Source organism: Paenibacillus sp. FSL K6-1318, from assembly GCF_037976905.1.
GTDB lineage: Bacteria > Bacillota > Bacilli > Paenibacillales > Paenibacillaceae > Paenibacillus > Paenibacillus amylolyticus_A.
The window spans coordinates 5152699-5166948 of the sequence record NZ_CP150270.1 but is presented as its reverse complement, the minus strand read 5'-3'; the positions used below and the strand labels follow the sequence as shown (position 1 = coordinate 5166948).

At 48.4% G+C, this 14250-nt stretch carries 13 protein-coding genes and 1 pseudogene; 11 read left to right on the top strand and 3 right to left on the bottom strand.

Translation table 11 applies throughout. The features are described from left to right. Positions 1-249 precede the first annotated feature (249 nt). Positions 250-492 (bottom strand): annotated as a pseudogene (locus tag NYE45_RS22930) (general stress protein); the annotation flags it as partial. 123 nt (positions 493-615) lie between these two features. Then, positions 616-1656, bottom strand: coding sequence for a fucose 4-O-acetylase (locus tag NYE45_RS22925; RefSeq protein ID WP_340014150.1), 1041 nt, complete (start codon positions 1654-1656; stop codon positions 616-618). A 221-nt stretch (positions 1657-1877) separates the two neighbouring features. On the opposite strand from NYE45_RS22925, the gene NYE45_RS22920 reads away from it, so the two are divergent. The 6 genes from NYE45_RS22920 to mgrA all read left to right on the top strand — a co-directional run bounded on the left by NYE45_RS22920 (position 1878) and on the right by mgrA (position 7158). Beyond that, positions 1878-2843 (top strand): sugar kinase, encoded by a 966-nt coding sequence (locus NYE45_RS22920; RefSeq protein ID WP_340014149.1) that lies wholly within the window; start codon positions 1878-1880, stop codon positions 2841-2843. An 88-nt stretch (positions 2844-2931) separates the two neighbouring features. Further along, entirely contained in the window at positions 2932-3597 is a 666-nt protein-coding gene (locus NYE45_RS22915; RefSeq protein ID WP_145408163.1) for a bifunctional 2-keto-4-hydroxyglutarate aldolase/2-keto-3-deoxy-6-phosphogluconate aldolase, read from the top strand. Between the two features lie 95 nt (positions 3598-3692). After that, positions 3693-4457, top strand: a complete 765-nt coding sequence (locus tag NYE45_RS22910) for an alpha/beta fold hydrolase (protein WP_340014147.1) — start codon at positions 3693-3695, stop codon at positions 4455-4457. A 64-nt stretch (positions 4458-4521) separates the two neighbouring features. Then, entirely contained in the window at positions 4522-5289 is a 768-nt protein-coding gene (locus NYE45_RS22905) for an HAD family hydrolase (protein ID WP_340014146.1), read from the top strand. A gap of 42 nt (positions 5290-5331) precedes the next feature. Beyond that, entirely contained in the window at positions 5332-6072 is a 741-nt protein-coding gene (locus NYE45_RS22900) for an NAD-dependent protein deacylase (RefSeq protein WP_340014145.1), read from the top strand. A gap of 78 nt (positions 6073-6150) precedes the next feature. Next, positions 6151-7158 (top strand): L-glyceraldehyde 3-phosphate reductase, encoded by a 1008-nt coding sequence (gene mgrA, locus NYE45_RS22895; RefSeq protein ID WP_076333654.1) that lies wholly within the window; start codon positions 6151-6153, stop codon positions 7156-7158. An 81-nt stretch (positions 7159-7239) separates the two neighbouring features. Here mgrA and NYE45_RS22890 read toward each other — a convergent pair whose 3' ends face one another. Further along, positions 7240-8214, bottom strand: coding sequence for an AraC family transcriptional regulator (locus NYE45_RS22890; protein WP_339166899.1), 975 nt, complete (start codon positions 8212-8214; stop codon positions 7240-7242). Between the two features lie 153 nt (positions 8215-8367). On the opposite strand from NYE45_RS22890, the gene NYE45_RS22885 reads away from it, so the two are divergent. The 5 genes from NYE45_RS22885 (at position 8368) to NYE45_RS22865 (ending at position 14138) form a co-directional block, all read left to right on the top strand. After that, a complete protein-coding gene (locus NYE45_RS22885; RefSeq protein ID WP_340014143.1) occupies positions 8368-9549 on the top strand; it encodes a galactokinase in 1182 nt (393 codons plus the stop codon). A gap of 1 nt (position 9550) precedes the next feature. Then, positions 9551-10540, top strand: coding sequence for a UDP-glucose 4-epimerase GalE (gene galE / locus NYE45_RS22880; RefSeq protein ID WP_017686840.1), 990 nt, complete (start codon positions 9551-9553; stop codon positions 10538-10540). Between the two features lie 14 nt (positions 10541-10554). Then, positions 10555-12153, top strand: a complete 1599-nt coding sequence (locus tag NYE45_RS22875) for a UDP-glucose--hexose-1-phosphate uridylyltransferase (protein ID WP_340014141.1) — start codon at positions 10555-10557, stop codon at positions 12151-12153. A gap of 141 nt (positions 12154-12294) precedes the next feature. Then, positions 12295-12882, top strand: coding sequence for an MSMEG_1061 family FMN-dependent PPOX-type flavoprotein (locus tag NYE45_RS22870; protein ID WP_340014140.1), 588 nt, complete (start codon positions 12295-12297; stop codon positions 12880-12882). 92 nt (positions 12883-12974) lie between these two features. Continuing rightward, positions 12975-14138, top strand: a complete 1164-nt coding sequence (locus NYE45_RS22865; RefSeq protein WP_340014138.1) for an iron-containing alcohol dehydrogenase — start codon at positions 12975-12977, stop codon at positions 14136-14138. Positions 14139-14250 lie beyond the last annotated feature (112 nt).

The following is a 14250-nucleotide window of genomic DNA, read 5'->3' as shown; positions in this document are numbered from 1 at the left end:
CGTTTAATTTCATCCGTACTCTAAAAAAATGACCGGCAAGCCGGTGTCGAGCTCCCCGTAGTTTGTGAAATTCTTTGCTGCTTTAAACCCGTGAACACCCGGTTTTTCTATTGAGTCTATCACAACCGTCGTCATATTTCTACAATCATATAGAAAGAAGCCTCAAACCATTTTCATGGAATCAGACTTCTTAATTTGCGGAAAGCTATAATCATGTTTCGATGTGGCGAGCGGGATTCATCAGTTGCTTCCGCCTTTGCGTCCAATCTCACGATAGAATTCCTTATTATGGGTTTCGGAAGTTGCTTCGCCGCCCTTGCGGCCAATTTGCTTGTAAAAGTCAGTGTCATGGGCATCTGAAGTCGCTTCTCCACCTTTTTTTCCAATCATCTGATAGAAGCTTCGATCATGGTTCTTGGAAGTGGCTTTGCCACCTAATCTGCCGGCTTCTTCGCGGCTCATCTTGCGTTCTGACGTCGGTTGACGTGCCATTACAAATCACTCCTTACAACGATAAGTTGTTTTTTGTAGCGCGTATCCCTAATTTACCACCTTATTTCCAGCCTGAAACAACACACCAGGATAGAATTGATAGCGAAGAGATTCGTCAGAGCATTAGGCCGACCGTTTAAACACTTCATGTCGATTGAAAGAAAAGCGGGATATATCCGGTTCAATTAAGGGTTTGAACGTGTGACGTACAGCCGGCAGAGCCAGTGTGACTGCGAACAGTATGGCAATAACAAGTATGACTGGAATATATGCCGAGCTTCCCATATAACTGTAGACTCCGGACCAGATCGCGAGACGAATGAGAAACCCGTGCAGCAGGAACACATAGAGTGTGCGTCGTCCAAGGTCCGTCAGTCTGGATGTCAAGGAAGGTACCCAGGCCAAGAACAGGGCTGCCGATGCGATTTCCAGCAAGTAGACACCCAGTCGGAAGATGCCGGCATACCATTCGTGGTGGCCCAGTTCGGCGTACGTCATGCTGCCGAGTAACCATCCCGATGAAATATTCAAACCGCCATACCCGATCCATACCAACAGGGCAGCAGAGAGGATGGCTGCGGTTTTTCGCCCCCAACCGGATAATAAACGAGAACGAATGGATGCTCCATAGTCATAACCAATGACAAAGAACGGCAAGAATACAAACGTACGGCTGAAGCTGAGCCAGAACCCGTCGATGGGCAAGTACCCGGCAATTACACCGAGCGCAATCGATCCAATCAGCCGATATATCGGTTTCCACGAGATGGTAAGACGCAGCAACAATCGCCAACAGAAATGACTCGCGAGAAACCATAACAGCAAGTAAGGTGCAAAGAAGGATAGCCGCATATGGGGTGTGTGGAACACGGTAAAGTCCATTAATGCGTACAAGGACTGGAACAGTACATATTGTAGAGCGATCTGCTTCAGGACGTTTCGCCCAGGTGCACCTTGGAGTGAGTGTGTCGCAAAATACCCGGTTACCCATACAAAGAGTGGCATGTGAAACGTATATATCCACAGGAACAGAGCTTCCGCTCCTGCAAAGCGTGTGATGAGTGGTTCAAGTGCATTACCTGCAAGGACACAGACGATAAGCATAAAGCGCAGATTGTAAAAGAAAGATTCCTGATCATCCCGGATCAGTGTCTGATTTTTCATGGTGCAGCCCCCTTAAAGACCCTTTTTGCAAGGTCATTTGCATCTGTAATAAGGGTAATATGGAAGTGCATTGTCTATTGTGATTTAATTCACATTAGTAAGCGTTATCTTTTCTCAAAGCTGTGACAAAAAATGAACACTCCGGGATTGACAACGGTTGCATAGAGGATGACAATAGTAACAGAAGATGAGGAAATGTAAATATAAGGAGGGAAGAAATCATGTCAACGAGTCCCTATCCAAGCCCGGAAATTATTACATTTGGGGAAAGTATGGGTTTGCTGACTGCCAAGGATACAAGAGGTCTCGAATATGCGGCCACGCTGGACAAGTCGTTCGGGGGTGCCGAGAGCAATCTGGCCATTGGCGTATCGCGGCTGGGTCATACCAGTGGTTGGTTTGGACGTTTGGGCAATGATCCGATCGGCAGCATGATTCTGAAAGCCATTCGCGGTGAAGGTGTAGATGTCTCCCGAGTACGGTTAAGTGATCACGAGCCCACCGGTTTGATGATTCGTGAGAACGCTTCCGGGAAAGCCACGGTACATTATTATAGGAAGTTATCCGCTGCAAGTGCAATCACACCTGATGATCTGGATCGCCATTATATTGCCGGGGCGAAGATATTGCATGTTACAGGTATTACCGCAGCGATAAGCCCGTCCGGACTTGCTACGGTAGAAGCAGCCATACATATTGCCAAGGAGGCAGGTGTGAAAGTAAGCTTTGATCCCAATCTGCGTCTCAAACTATGGTCAGCGGATGAGGCCCGTCCAGTTATACTGCGTCTTGCTGAACTTGCGGACTACTTTTTACCGGGTCTGGACGAGATGAAACTTCTATATAACGAAGAAAATGATCAAAAAGTACTTGAGCGTCTATCTGCCATGAAGGCCGTGTGCATCGTGAAGGGTGGCCCTGATTTGACCTATGTATTGGCGAATGGTACCCTAACGGAAGTTCCGTACTTTAAGGCGGATCATGTTCTGGATACGGTAGGAGCAGGAGATGGATTCTGCGCGGGATTTTTATCGGGCTTATTAAAAGGATACTCTCCGCAGGAAGCAACCCGTCTGGGCAATTTGACAGGTTCCATGGTTATACAGGCTGTTGGCGATTGGGAGGCGCTCCCGACGTGGGGGCAGGTCGAGGCCAAGCTGAACAATGTTGCCCATGTTGAGCGCTAGTCGCTGCTGAAATCATATATGTCTCATCTTCGTTCTTAAATGTAAGGCTTGTATACACAACCACCACATTGACAAGGGAGAGAATGAAATGAAGAAGCTTCAGCTGTTGCAAAAGATTACGGATAATGGTGTTGTGGCGGTTCTGCGTGCAGATTCTGCGGATCAAGTCATTGCCATGGCCGAGCAAGCGATTGCGGGTGGTATTAAAGTTATCGAGATTACGATGACGGTACCCAGTGCCCTCAAAGCCATTGAAAAATTAAGCCGTGTATACCATTGGAACACACAAGATCCAGAAAAATTCGCGATTATTGGTGCGGGAACGGTGCTTGAACCGCAGACGGCGAGAGCGGCTATCATGTCGGGTGCCGAATTTGTAGTCGGACCTTCCCTGAACCCGGATACCGTGCAGATCTGCAACCTGTATCGAATTCCGATTCTGCCTGGTGTAATGACAATTGCTGATGTTCAGCGCGCATTAGAGCTCGGAGTGGACATTGTGAAGTTGTTCCCGGGCAATCTGTATGATCCTTCAATTATCAAAACGATGAAGGGCCCTATGCCGCAGGCGAATTTTATGCCAACTGGCGGGGTATCCTTGTCTAATCTGGGGGATTGGATCAAAGGTGGAGCGGTGGCTGTTGGTATCGGCTCCGATTTGACAACGGAAGCGGTGAAGACGGGTGACCTGAGTCATGTACGTCGCAAAGCGGAACAATATATGGATGCTTACCGCAAGGCCAAGGCTGAATAATATTTTTTGAAATTCGGAGAGGGGGAGCCTGATAAACGATGGCTCCCACTTCTGTGAGCCGCGGCACCTGCGGAAGTGAAGAAAGGTGATGAACGTTGAGAAATCGGTATAATACGGGGCGCAAGAAGAGGGGCATCGGGAAATTCCTGCTCGTACTTCTGGCGCTCATTGTCATTGGATGTGGATTTGTTGCGTGGAAATTATTCACACCATACGGTCCACAGGAAACAGCTCAAACCGCCATGCAAACAGCCAATCAGGTGACCGTGAGCGAACAAGAGAACTGGATTGATTTTGTGCCAGATAAACCGACTGGGAAAAGTGTACTTTTCTACCCTGGTGGACTGGTAAAACCGGAAAGTTATGCACCGCTTGCGCATGAGCTGGCTGCTGCAGGTCATCACACGATTATTGCCAAAATGCCGGTCAACCTGGCAGTGCTCAAGCCAAACTTGGCAGATGAGATTCTGGCTGCATATCCGGACGAACAATTCGTTATGGGTGGACACTCTCTTGGTGGGTCCATGGCTGCACGTTATGTAGCTGCGCATCCTGATGCACTTCAGGGCATCTTCTTCTTGGCATCCTACCCGGATGAAAAAGGAAGCGTAAAGTCACTGGGAATCCCTGCGTTATCTATTCTGGGTACTAAAGATGAGGTCGTGAATGCCACGAAGTATCAGAGTGGACGTATGTATCTTCCAGAGGACACGGTATATTACACCATTGAAGGTGGAAACCACGCCCAGTTCGGTGATTATGGTCATCAAAAAGGGGATGGCGAGCCGGAAGTGAGTGGAGAAGAACAGCTGAATCAGACGGTAAAGACGGTACTGGCTTGGTTAAGTACGATTAAGTAGATTTTAATTATTCTGCATTAAGGGCTGTATGCATTTATAGCATAACTTGATGGAGGTGATACGGATGACCATGCTTCAAGTGCATGGAGCGCAAATTCCATGTAAAGGTATCCTGTTCGATAAAGATGGAACACTGCTGGAATTCCTCCAGCTATGGGGGCCATGGGCAGAGACGCTGCTCAATCATTTAAAAACACGTATGAATGAGCTTGGGGCTTCTTTTACGGTTGAATTGGAGCATGTTCTTGGTACCATCCATAATGAACAAGGTCATATTGTTGGATATGATCCGCAAGGTCCGCTGGCCATTGCGACTGTGGATGAGTGCACGGGGTTACTTGCAGGGCAGCTATATGCGGCGGGCATGCCGTGGAATGAAGCGATCACAACGATACGCCAATTTTCAAGTGTGGCCATGCGAGAGGTTAGGCAGAGAAAACTGGCTGAACCAATGTCAGGATTGCTGGATTTCTTGCAGAAATGCAGGGCAGCAGACATACCACTGGCGGTCGTCACTTCAGACAGTACAGCGGCAGCAGAAACACATCTGGATTGGATGGGGATCCGTTCCTTTTTCACATCCATTGTGGGCTGTGATCGGGTGACCCAGGGGAAACCGGATGGAGAAGCTGCTCTGTTGGCTTGCCGCGAATTACATATCGATCCTGCGGAGGCCTTTGTAATTGGAGACAGCAATGGGGATATGCAGATGGGGCGACATGCAGGAGTATCTTATACGCTCGGTTACTGTCCGCAGTTAGATCAAGGATCTCACCTGGTTGATGCCCATGCCATTATTCGTCATTATAATGAGATAAGCGTTATTATATAAGTCACCCTGGCTTGGTTGAACGATATAAAAGGAGGAGAGAGGATGAACGCAACAGAACAACTGGCTGCCTGGATTCAGGAAAGCTCCCGTATTGTTTTTTTCGGAGGGGCCGGGACTTCAACAGAAAGCGGGATTCCCGACTTCCGCTCGGCTGCGGGTCTGTATCAGACGGAGCAGCATTCACCTTATCCACCGGAAGAGTTGTTAAGCCGACACTTTTTTGATCAACATGCCGATATTTTTTATGATTTTTATCGTGGCAAAATGCTTCATCCAGATGCGGAACCGAATGGGTGTCATCGACTGTTGGCCCGTCTGGAGCAGGAGGGGAAGCTTCAGGCAGTCATCACGCAAAATATTGATGGACTGCATCAGAAGGCAGGCAGCAGTAACGTCTTTGAGCTTCACGGCTCAGTTCATCGTAACGCCTGTATGGATTGCAAACAGTTTTATACACTGAATGAAATTATACAATCCCAAGATACCGTACCACGCTGTACCGCATGTGGTGGTGTGATCAAGCCAAATGTGGTGCTGTACGAAGAGGAGCTGGATCAGACGACATTGTATCGTTCCATTGATGCACTGTCTTCTGCAGATCTATTACTCGTGGGAGGCACGTCACTTACGGTATATCCAGCGGCCCAGTTAATTACGTATTTTCAGGGGAAACATACCGTTCTTCTTAACGCCACACCTACCGCTTACGACCGTCGGGCTGATTTGCTGATTACAGAGCCAATTGGTGAGGTAATGAATAATGTGGACCAGCTTCTTGGTTAAACGCATGGACTGAATAACCGCATTCTCCGGCATAGACCGGACAACAGAGGCGGAACCTGGGGAAAGAAGGGATTCATAATGGTCTACGTAGCAAGCGATTCTCGCTATGAAACGATGAAATATAACCGCGTTGGGCGTTCAGGTTTGAAATTGCCAGCGATTTCACTGGGGCTGTGGCATAATTTTGGCGGTATTAACAATGCCGAGAACGGTCGTAATATGATTACCCGTTCATTTGATCTGGGCATTACACATTTTGACCTTGCCAACAACTATGGCCCACCGGCAGGTTCGGCAGAGCAGCTTTTTGGACAGGTACTGGCTCAGGATCTGAAACCTTATCGTGATGAACTTGTGATCTCCACCAAAGCGGGATATTATATGTGGCCCGGGCCTTATGGCGAGTGGGGTTCACGTAAAAATCTGGTATCCAGTCTGAATCAAAGCTTGAAGCGTATGGGCCTGGACTATGTAGACATTTTCTATTCACATCGGTATGATCCCGAAACGCCTTTGGAAGAAACGATGATGGCACTGGATCATATTGTTCGCTCGGGCAAAGCCCTCTATGTAGGAATCTCCAACTATCCCGCAGAGCAGACAAGACAGGCCGCCGAAATTCTGAAAGGTCTGGGTACGCCATTGTTAATCCACCAACCGAAATACTCGCTGCTGGAGCGCTGGATTGAAGATGGTTTGCAGGATGTGCTGGATGAGTACGGAACAGGCAGTATTGCATTCTGTCCATTGGCACAAGGTGTGCTCACGAACAAATACTTGAATGGTATCCCGGAGGACTCACGTGCCAAAGGTCCGTCGGTATTCCTGAATGAGAATAACATCTCTCCAGAGACGCTACGCAAAGTGCGTGCACTGAACCAGATTGCAGCAGCCCGTGGTCAGAGCTTGGCCCAATTTGCACTCTCCTGGGTGCTACGTAATGGCAGAGTAACTTCTGCGCTGATTGGTGCAAGCCGTCCTTCCCAGATCGAAGAGAATGTGGCTGCACTCAGCCAATTGGATTTCTCTACAGAGGAATTGGAACGGATTGAATCCATTCTGTCTCCGGAGCCTGATGACAAATAAATAAAGTGCAAAAGGTGCATCTTAGCCATAATGGCGGAATGCACCTTTTTTGTCGTATATGGTTCCGTCCGTCATGTTGTTTTACCGTTTGTTGTGTTGAGCGTTCTTCTGTAACCCTTGATGTGGCGGGCGGGACAGTATTTTTTCTCGATACAAGCTGGGCGCTTCACCATGAAATCGTTTGAACTGTTTGGAGAAGTATAGTGCGTCAGGCAGTCCTACCGATGCAGATACCTGTTCGATGGACAGATCCGGGCGTTCCCTTAGGAGTTGGCGCGACTTGTCGATCCGCAGTTTCAGCAGATAAGTGACTGGCGAAAGTCCGGTTTCCTGTTTGAAAATACGGGATAGATACGCACGGTTGTACCCGAGACTCGCGGACATTTGTTCAATGGAGACAGGGTAGGCATATTGGGTAGACATATATTGAATCATCTGTTTCACCGTACGTCGGATGGAGGATTCACCTGGAATTAAGGTTTGGCCCTGCGAAAGGTGATTTTGCGCTTCGGCTAGAATCATATATAACGTACCCAGTGATGTAAAATGGGAGCTTTCTTTGCGCTCGGCAAAAGCATCCTGCATCACGGATAGCCAATCGGAAATTCCACAAGAGGGTCCGGCATGAAAAACGGACTTCTCCGGGCGGAATCCGGCCTCCTCGGCATGCTGGGCAGCCTGACTGCCCGTGAAGGCGATCCAGCGGTATTGCCATGGGTTGCGGGCATGTGACTGGTAGCTCACCAGTTGACCGGGATGAATAAGGAAGCAATCACCTGCGGATAACTCGTAGGTGTGCAGTTCGGTACGGAACGTACCTGCCCCTTTTTCTACATAATGCAGCAGATAATAATCAAAGAGTTTGGGTCCGAGGGCGTGACCGGGAAGTGTCTGGCTTGCTCCGGCAAACAGGACATGCAGTGCCCCTTGTTCATAATAGACGGGATTGGAGGCAACCGAATAACTGAGCGCTCCACTTTTACCGGAAGGTGATTCCTGTATTTTATCTATAGAAGATGCAAGAGGGTCTTTCTTGGAGTTGGATGTGTCTGCCATGGTCGTTTCCTTCTTTCCGGGATGCTCCGATCATTATACGCCTTAAGGTCACATTTATCCATATGAAACACACATGGTTGCATTACAAGAGGGATCGCTTTCCTATATAATAACATTAAGAAAACCACAACAACGAGGCGAGGTGCACCAGCAGTGAACGTAACTGAATTGAAACAAAAGTTTATTGAGAAGTACGGAGAGAGTGGAGCGGACATCCGTGTATTTCATGCCCCTGGGCGTGTGAATCTGATCGGTGAGCACATTGACTATAATGGTGGATACGTGCTTCCGGCAGCACTTGAATTCGGAACTACATTAATTATCCGTGAGCGTCAGGACAACAAGTTGCAACTGGCTTCCACGAACATGTCTTATGAAGGAGCACTGGATACTTCCACCATCGGTAAAGAGAAAACCGGAGAATGGATCGACTATCCTGTTGGTGTCATGGTTGAATTGCAAGGCAAAGGTGTGAATGTAACGAAAGGGTACGACTTCCTGTACCATGGGGAGATTCCGAACGGGGCAGGACTTTCATCGTCTGCATCTCTGGAGGTACTCACCGGATTCGCGATTCAGTCTCTGGAGGGCGTAACGGATATTGATACGGTTCAACTGGCACTTCTGTCCCAGAAAGCGGAGAATGAGTTTGTAGGTGTCAACTGTGGGATCATGGATCAGTTCGCTGTCGCAAACGGTGCTCAGGATCACGCGATTCTGCTGATGTGTGACACACTGGAATATGAAAAGGTTCCTTTCCGCACAGGTTCCTACAAATTGGTCATCGGTAACACGAACAAACGTCGTGGTCTGGTGGATTCGGCATACAATGAACGTCGCTCCCAATGCGAGCAGGCACTTGCCATCTTGAAGGAACAGCTGCCTGCACTGAATTACCTGGCTCAATTGACGCCAGAGCAGTTCGTAACGCTACAGGATCAGATCAAGGATGAGAAAGTAAGACAGCGTGCACAGCATGTCGTGGAAGAGAACGCACGTGTGCTCGCATCGGTCGAAGCATTACAAGGCAATGATCTGGAAACCTTCGGCAAGCTGATGAACGCTTCTCATGAATCGCTTCGCGACTTGTATGAAGTAAGCTGTGATGAGCTGGATGTTATGGTCGAAGAAGCTCAGCGGATTCCAGGTACGCTCGGTGCCCGGATGACTGGCGCAGGATTTGGCGGTTGTACCGTATCGCTTGTGCATGAAGATGATGTCGAGCGTTTTGTAAGCGAAGTGGGCGCTGCATATGAAGCGCGTACCCGTCTCAAAGGTGATTTTTATGTGTGCGGCGTAGGTGACGGTGTTAAAGAATTGAAGGAGGCGAAGTAAAATGGCAATTTTGGTGACAGGTGGAGCAGGTTATATTGGATCTCATACGGTAGCAGCATTGTTGGAACGTGGGGAAGAGGTTGTCGTACTGGATAACTTGCAGACAGGGCATCGTGAGGCGTTGCTCGGTGGTAAGTTGTATGAAGGGGATCTGCGTGACAAAGAAATTCTGGCGAAGCTGTTCGCTGAAAATTCAATCGATGCAGTCATTCACTTTGCGGCCAACTCACTTGTAGGCGAGAGTATGAAAGACCCGGTTAAATATTATGACAACAACGTGTTTGGTACACTCTGTCTCTTGGAAGCGATGAATGCAGCGAACGTACGCCGCATCGTCTTCTCCTCTACAGCAGCTACCTACGGTGAGCCTGAGAAAGTGCCAATCGAAGAAAGTGATCGTACAGAGCCGACCAACGTATATGGCGAAACAAAGCTGATGATGGAACGCATGATGTCATGGTTCGATAAAGTTCAGGATATCAAATACGTTTCCCTGCGTTACTTCAATGCAGCTGGTGCTCATGACAGCGGTAAAATTGGTGAAGATCACCAGCCAGAGAGTCACCTGATTCCACTGGTGCTGCAAACGGCTTTGAAACAACGTCCGCACATTGCCGTGTTTGGTGACGACTATGCTACAGAAGACGGAACATGTATCCGTGACTATATCCACGTGAGCGACTTGGCTGATGCGCATCTGCGTGCAGTAGATTATCTTCGCAAAGGTGAGAACAGTAATGTGTTCAACCTCGGTAATGGTACAGGATTCTCGGTGAAACAAGTGATCGAAACAGCTAAAAAAGTGACTGGCCTCGATATCCCGGTTGTACAGGAGCCACGTCGTGCAGGTGATCCGGCTGTGCTGGTAGCTTCATCTGCAAAAGCGAGATCTGTCCTGGGCTGGAATCCGAAATGGACCAATCTGGAAGATGTCATTCAAAGCGCTTGGAGCTGGCACCAATCACGTCCTGACGGCTACGGAAAAAACTAGGAGGCGAACACCTTATGTCACAGACTCATATTGCAGCAGGTGCCACAGAGCGGACACCGGAGCAGCAGGAAGCACTGCATGCCATTGAACGTCTGGTTGCATTTGCCTTGCAGAAACAATTAATCGAGGAAGCGGATTGGGATTATAGCCGCAACCTTCTGCTGGAACAATTCGGATTCTCAGAGCCCTATGCCGGAGAACTGGACACGACAGTGCCCGATGGCCCACAGGCGATGCTGGATACGTTGATTGATTATGGATTCACGATTGGACTTATTCCTGAAAATAGCGATACGTTCCGTGATTTGCTGGATGCCAAAATCATGGGTCATTTGATGGCACGCCCATCCGAAGTGGTTCGCGCATTCCGCCACACGGAGCAGACGGAAGGCATTGAGGCGGCCACATCTCAATTCTATGACTTGTCGATTAACTCCAACTACATTCGGATGGATCGGATCGCGAAGAACGTCTACTGGACACAGGACACCGCCTATGGAGACATGGAGATTACCATCAACCTGTCGAAGCCGGAGAAAAGTCCCAAGGAAATTGCCATGGCGAAATTGCTTCCGCCTCCGGTATATCCTAAATGCCAGTTGTGTCGTGAAAATGTAGGCTATGCTGGTCGGGTGAATCACCCGGCCCGCCAGAATCTGAGAGTCATTCCGCTGGAGCTTAACAGCGAGCCTTGGTTGTTCCAATACTCGCCGTATGTGTACTACAACGAGCACTGCATCATTTTCCATCATGATCATGTGCCGATGAAACTGACAAAGGATACCCTGCGCAGGTTGCTTGCCTTTGTTGGGGAGTACCCGCATTACTTTATCGGATCTAACGCGGATCTGCCGATCGTAGGTGGATCGATTCTGACACATGACCATTTCCAAGGTGGTCGTCATACATTCGCCATTCAAAATGCACAGCCTGAAGCGGTCTTCCGTCATGGCGATGCACCCGGACTTACACTGAGTCTTGTAAAATGGCCAATGTCTGTGATGCGTCTGGCTTCACACGATCCTGCAGAGCTGCTTGAAGCAGGTAACGCTGTATATGAAGCGTGGAAGGTCTACAGTGATTCAGCTGTGGATATCGAAGCGTTCAGTGAAGTGGACGGGGAGCAAGTACCACACAATACGGTAACACCAATCGTTCGTCGTAGTGCAGACGGTGGCTACGAGATGGATCTCGTATTGCGTAACAATCGTACGAATGATGTGCATCCTGAAGGCATCTTCCATCCGCACCGTGAAATGCACCATCTGAAGAAAGAAAACATTGGTCTGATCGAAGTGATGGGGCTTGCAATCCTGCCAGGTCGTTTGAAAGAAGAGCTGGACAGTATCGCGGATATCCTCGCTGGCGATGCCAAGCTTGCTGAAGCAGCGAAAGCTTCTGATCATGTGTTGAACAAGCATCTGGGCTGGGCGGAAGAATTGATTGAACGGTTTGGTCCTAACTTGGACAAAGAACAAGCCGTTGCCATTGTACAGCAAGAAGTCGGCTTGAAATTTGCCGAGATTCTGGAGCATGCAGGTGTCTACAAATATGATGAAGCAGGACGCCAAGCTTTCCGTCGTTTTGTAAGCAGCATGGGATACACTGAATAAACAGGTATAACGATGAACATCAGCCCCATGTAAGGGCTGGTGTTCTTGTCATTTATGCGCATTGGAATGAACTTCCGGGCCAGTTATAATAGGGAGAAGTCTTAGAGAACCACAATGAATTGAGGGAATGGGGGTAATGATTTGGAAAAGAAGGCATTGAATATTCCGTTGATTACAGACGCAGAAGAACTGCAAAGCATGGTGGGTGAACCGCATGAACATGTGCGTTACAAGGCAATCTCATTTGTGGATTCACATGTTCAGAACTTTGTATCCATGTCACCATTATTTTTCCTCTCCACGTCCGATCGTGATGGAAAGAGTGATGTGTCACCACGGGGCGACGGAGCAGGATTCGTAAAAGTATATGATACATACCGGCTCGTCTATCCCGAACGGCCAGGCAATCGGCGGATAGACTCCTTGTTAAACATCTTGTCTAACCCTGGTATCGGAATGCTCTTTTTGATTCCGGGTCTGAATGAAGTGCTGCGCATTAATGGTACAGCGTCCATTACCAAGGATGAAGAATTTATCGCCAGTATGGGCTGGACCGGTAAAACGATTGGTGCGGCTGTCATAGTTGATGTGGAAGAATGCTTTATCCATTGTCCGCGAGCATTCAAACAAGCTGGATTATGGTCGGCTGAAACATGGGTGGGCTCTGAGGATTTGCCTTCCACAAGCGAGATGTTTAGAGCCCATTTGGAGATTAACGGGTTGATATAAAGTGAGTGGCTATCGATTTGTTTTTCTATAAACGGGGTACTATAATTGGAGTTGCACTAAAATTCTAAACTCCATTGGAGGCGACAATAGATATGAGATCTTTCCAATTCTATAATCCAACCCGACTGATTTTCGGCAAAGGACAACTGGAAGCATTGAAAACAGAGGTGCCGAAATACGGTAAACGGGTTCTGCTTGTATATGGTGGCGGCAGTATTAAACGCAGTGGACTGTACGATCAAGTGATCGGTTTGCTTAAGGAAGCTGGAGCAGAAGTGACTGAACTGGCAGGCGTTGAACCGAACCCGCGTCTTTCTACGGTGCATAAAGGGGTAGACCTCTGCAAAACAAATAACATCGACCTGATTCTCGCTGTAGGTGGCGGTAGTGTACTGGACTGCTCCAAAGCTATTGCTGTAGGTGCTAAATATGATGGCGACATGTGGGATTTTGCTCAGCGTAAAGCTGTTGCACAAGACGCTCTTCCACTTGGTACCGTATTGACGATGGCAGCAACGGGTTCAGAGATGAACTCTGGTTCTGTTATTACCAATCAGGATACACAAGAAAAACTGGGCTGGGGCAGCGCATATTCATTCCCTGCATTCTCCATCCTGGATCCGGTGAATACATACACTGTTCCGCTAGACCAAACGGTATACGGTATGGTTGACATGATGTCCCACGTATTGGAGCATTACTTCCATCTGGATGCCAACACGCCGGTTCAACTCGGCTTCTGTGAGACGATTCTGCGTACCGTAATGGAAGCAGCACCACGTCTGGTTGAAGATCTGGAGAACTATGAACTGCGTGAAACGATTTTGTATTGCGGAACAATGGCACTGAATGGCGTGCTGAATATGGGTCTCGCAGGAGACTGGGCAACACATAATATCGAACACGCGGTATCCGCAGTGTATGATATCCCACATGGGGGCGGACTGGCGATCTTGTTCCCGCACTGGATGAAACATAACCTGGATGTCAATGTGGACCGATTCAAACGTCTCGCGATCAATGTGTTTGAAGTGAGTCCTGAAGGTAAGTCGGACAGACAGATTGCCGAAGAAGGCATTGATGCACTCAGCAAATTCTGGACATCCATTGGTGCTCCTAACCGTTTGGCTGATTATGATATCGATGATAGCCAAATTGATGTTATGGCTGATAAAGCCATGTTGTTCGGCCCATTTGGTAACTTCAAGAAATTGCAACGGGAAGATGTTGTATCCATCTACAAGGCTTCTCTGTAATTCAATTATCACTGATAAGTGAACAGACACATGCTGTTGTCCAAAAACCGCAAGTCTCCTTCATGGAGGCTTGCGGTTTTTTCATGTATTCGGGCTGTACACGTGAATGATG

Coding starts and splice junctions, on each gene's coding strand:
- mgrA (WP_076333654.1), top strand. CDS start 6,151: ATGGTCTACGTAGCAAGCGATTCTCGCTATGAAACGATGAAATATAAC.
- NYE45_RS22920 (WP_340014149.1), top strand. CDS start 1,878: ATGTCAACGAGTCCCTATCCAAGCCCGGAAATTATTACATTTGGGGAA.
- galE (WP_017686840.1), top strand. CDS start 9,551: ATGGCAATTTTGGTGACAGGTGGAGCAGGTTATATTGGATCTCATACG.
- NYE45_RS22900 (WP_340014145.1), top strand. CDS start 5,332: ATGAACGCAACAGAACAACTGGCTGCCTGGATTCAGGAAAGCTCCCGT.
- NYE45_RS22925 (WP_340014150.1), bottom strand. CDS start 1,656: ATGAAAAATCAGACACTGATCCGGGATGATCAGGAATCTTTCTTTTAC.
- NYE45_RS22865 (WP_340014138.1), top strand. CDS start 12,975: ATGAGATCTTTCCAATTCTATAATCCAACCCGACTGATTTTCGGCAAA.
- NYE45_RS22875 (WP_340014141.1), top strand. CDS start 10,555: ATGTCACAGACTCATATTGCAGCAGGTGCCACAGAGCGGACACCGGAG.
- NYE45_RS22890 (WP_339166899.1), bottom strand. CDS start 8,214: ATGGCAGACACATCCAACTCCAAGAAAGACCCTCTTGCATCTTCTATA.
- NYE45_RS22915 (WP_145408163.1), top strand. CDS start 2,932: ATGAAGAAGCTTCAGCTGTTGCAAAAGATTACGGATAATGGTGTTGTG.
- NYE45_RS22905 (WP_340014146.1), top strand. CDS start 4,522: ATGACCATGCTTCAAGTGCATGGAGCGCAAATTCCATGTAAAGGTATC.